The sequence below is a fragment of the Shigella sp. SIG3 genome, from assembly GCF_053555855.1.
The window spans coordinates 1-3,217 of the sequence record NZ_JBQZXE010000202.1; the positions used below are offsets into that span (position 1 = coordinate 1).

A 3,217-nucleotide genomic window follows, 5' to 3' on the forward strand; every position below is an offset into this window, starting at 1 on the left:
GCAAGCGAGGGAATAAGTTTTCAAAGTATATTGGACGACGTGAGGTTAAATAATGCGTTGTCTGCTATACAAACGACAGTAAAACCCATCAGCGAGATTGCCAGGGAAAATGGTTACAAGTGTCCTTCTCGTTTTACTGAAAGGTTCCATAATCGTTTTAAGATAACACCAAGAGAGCTAAGAAAAGCGTCCAGAGAGTAAAAGTATTTTATTAAGGAGCAACAGCATCGATTTTTATTTTGGAAAATAAATACGACATACTCAACCTATTGGAGCCTGAACAATCCGGTGACTTCTGTGCCAATCGGGAACGTTTATAAGCACATATAATTGATACTCACTTCCTCCATCACAATTTCAGAGATGCACGTGTGATTTTTTTTGCATCCGGCGTTTGGACTATGTGGAGCTCAAGAGTGGGAAATTTACAAGAGGTTGAGGGGATAATTAAAGGGATGCTTATGACATTAGATATCAGGTTAGGTACGGATATCGTTGTTATTAAATCTAATTGATACGTTAATTGTTCACTGAGTATTATTAAAAATGGGGCGTTGAAACGTCCCAGAAAATAAAGGGTAATTTATATAGTCAGAAGCAAGATAGTGCTTCTAAGGAAAGTGGCTTGAGGGCGCCACTTATATGTTGGGGAGGCAAAGCCTCCCACAACATATCTTTGAGTAATCAGATTAGAACTGGTAAACCAATCCTACAGCAACGATATCATCGGTAGCAACGCCAGATGCTTTCGTGAAATCGCTCTTATCAATCAGGTTGACTTTGTAATCAACAAAAGTGGACATATTTTTGTTGAAGTAATAGGTTGCACCTACATCAATATATTCAATCAGGTCCTGATCACCCCACGCACCCAAGTCTTTTCCTTTAGATTGCAGGTAAGCAACGGACGGACGCAGACCGAAGTCGAACTGATATTGTGCAACTACTTCGAAGTTTTGTGCTTTGTTGGCAATATGGTTATTACCAAAAACAGTCATGTTCTGGGTTTCAGAATAGGTGGTAGCCAGATAGATGTTGTTCGCATCATATTTCAGACCAGCTGCCCATACTTCAGCATTTTGACCAGATGCATTCAGGCTGTTGTTACCGTAGATAACCTGATCATTAGTGCGGTCAGATTTAGCATAGGTTGCACCTACACCGAATCCTTCATACTCATAAGTAGTGGAGAAACCGAAACCATCACCGTTAGCTTCAGTTACGTCAGTGCGGTCATTTTTACCCTGATACTGAGCAGCAAAGTTCAGACCATCAACCAGACCAAAGAAGTCGTTGTTACGATAGGTTGCAACACCTGTGGTGCGACCAGTCATGAACACATCTGTTTGGGTCCAGGTATCGCCACCGAATTCTGGCAGAACGTCGGTCCATGCACCGATATCGTATGCTACACCGTAGTTACGGCCATAATCGATGGAGCCGTAGTCACCGAATTTCAGGCCAGCGAAGGCAAGACGGGTTTTATCTTTGGAAGAACCTTGAGATTCAGCACGGTTGCCTTTGAATTCATATTCCCACTGACCGAAACCAGTCAGTTGATCGTTGATTTGAGTTTCGCCTTTGAAGCCCAGACGAACATAAGTTGTGTCGCCATCATCTGCATCGTTAGAAGAGAAGTAGTGCTTAGCATTAACTTTTCCGTACAGATCCAGCTTGTTACTGTCTTTATTGTAAATCTCTGCTGCCTGAGCAGACATCGCCATCAGTACTGATGCAGCTACAGCAGAAATTGCCACTGTTAATTTTTTCATCGTGAGCCCTTTTATTTGAACTATTATTTAAAAATGATGTCACTGCACTACAAATATTCATCCAATCAATGAGATTATTTCAAGATGTAAGTTTTAGTTTCTCATTTAAATTGTGAAGTAGATCCCTATTTTTATCTGAACTGTTTCTATTGCACACAATGCATGACTATTTTGTGAACGAATATAAATTTGGTAGTCAAATTATATTAAAGGTTGTTATTTATGATTGACTCATAATTTATTTTTTTAATTTAAATAGCCTAAAAATAACCATGGAAATTATTTGTATGATATTTATTTAGATTTATTAATGTAATTGAGGTGGTTTTATTTAATACGCAATATAGCGCCGCTTGATATTAGTTCTATTTTTTTTGCGTAAGATAGATGAGACAAACTGAGACGCATAATGGTTTGCAAGGCTCTAATACTTTGATGTTGAGGATGTGATGGGGCATGTACGGGGCATAGTACAATGATGTCCATGCAGGTGTAGATAATCTCCAGGCTTATCCAGTGCACCGTAAAAGCCCGTCCTTCAGGGCGGGGATATAAGGCTCGTTTTTTCACCTGACCAGGTGTTTGCTGTTGTTCAATGTATTGGCGGATGACGGATATTGGCGCACCTCCGCAGCTACTGGCAAAATAGCCGGGACGCCACAAAACATCTTTGCGGTAATACCTGGCAGCAATATCTGGCCGATCCCGTCGCAGTAACCTACCCGATACGCCTTTGAGGCTGTTTGTTTACCAGACTGGATATCGCCAGTTTGGGGGGATAGTTAATTAACAGATGGACGTGCTCTGGTTCGCCATCCATTTCAACCAGTTCAGCTTCAAAATCAGCACATACATTTGAAAAGTAAGTACGTAGTTTTTCTGTCGCGTCATGGTCAAAAATCTGGCGTCGGTACTTGGTAACAAAGACCCGGTGAGCATGCATCAGGAAAACACAGTGCCTTCCGCGTCGGATATCAGTTTTTTTCACAGACCAAAGTATAATTTGCCCTGTGAAACGACTACAGGTATTCAAATTCCGGTTAAGACCCGGTGGTCAACAGGCGCGTGAAATGAGGCGCTTCGCAGGCGCATGTCGTTTCGTTTTCAGTCGTACTCTGGCACGTCAGAATGAGAATCATAAGGCCGGTAACAAAGACATCCCTTACGCGAAAATGGCTTCCTGATTGGTTGAGTGGAAAAATGCCACTGAAACGCAATGGATTAAAGATGCTCCGTCACAGCCATTGCAACAGTCACTGAAAGACCCTGAGCAGGCCTGCAAAAACTTTTTCCAGAAGCGGTCGGCGTTCCCCTGATTCAAAAAGCGGTGACAGAATGATGCATTCCGCTATCCGCAGGGCGTTAAGCTCGATCAGGAAAACAGCCGTATTTTTCTGCCAAAACTTGGCTGGATGCGCTACCGGAACAGCCGTCAGGTCACGGGT

General features: G+C 42.2%; 2 protein-coding genes and 2 pseudogenes. 2 read left to right on the top strand and 2 right to left on the bottom strand.

The window, feature by feature from the left end:
- Positions 1–201 (top strand): helix-turn-helix domain-containing protein (locus ACUU1I_RS20035; RefSeq protein WP_449144893.1); only part of this gene is annotated, 201 nt, incomplete at its 5' end.
- A gap of 488 nt (positions 202–689) precedes the next feature.
- On the opposite strand, the gene ompC is transcribed toward ACUU1I_RS20035, so the two are convergent.
- Both ompC and tnpA read right to left on the bottom strand, forming a co-directional pair.
- On the bottom strand, positions 690–1,772 hold the full coding sequence (gene ompC / locus ACUU1I_RS20040; protein ID WP_000737287.1) for a porin OmpC: 1,083 nt from the start codon (positions 1,770–1,772) through the stop codon (positions 690–692).
- A 573-nt stretch (positions 1,773–2,345) separates the two neighbouring features.
- Positions 2,346–2,775, bottom strand: a pseudogene (gene tnpA, locus ACUU1I_RS20045) (IS200/IS605 family transposase); the annotation flags it as partial.
- 7 nt (positions 2,776–2,782) lie between these two features.
- Between tnpA and ACUU1I_RS20050 the strand changes: the two are divergent.
- A pseudogene (locus ACUU1I_RS20050) lies at positions 2,783–3,217 on the top strand (RNA-guided endonuclease InsQ/TnpB family protein); the annotation flags it as partial.